Source organism: Gilliamella sp. B14448G11, assembly GCF_016101765.1.
GTDB lineage: Bacteria > Pseudomonadota > Gammaproteobacteria > Enterobacterales > Orbaceae > Gilliamella > Gilliamella apicola_N.
On sequence record NZ_JACFPX010000061.1, the window covers coordinates 1 to 320 of the forward strand.

1 protein-coding gene is annotated in these 320 nt (G+C 32.2%); it reads left to right on the top strand.

The genetic code is table 11. From position 1 onward, the window contains the following. On the top strand, positions 1 to 320 hold a 320-nt coding region (locus H3S88_RS13180), incomplete at both ends, for a hypothetical protein (RefSeq protein WP_198229255.1).

A 320-nucleotide genomic window follows, 5' to 3' on the forward strand; every position in this document is an offset into this window, starting at 1 on the left:
CCGAAAGTCTCAATATAAAAAACCAGTTGGGGCGGTTATTTTAGAAGATCCCCTAGGTATGGTTGAGGACTTAAATTTTCAACGCCTAGCCGAAGTCAATTATACAGGGGACGCTAAATTACATAATAAAATTGATAATAAAAGTGATATTCCTTATGAATATCATGAGCTTCACACCCCAGAGGGTCAATACAAAAAATTAAATTATGACTTAATTGAGCAATATAAAATTTCAATGAGAAAATATTTTGATGAAAATAGTACAGCTGGTACCGTTTTTGTCTCTAGTTTAGAAAATCTTTTTAGTAGTGATAAATGGC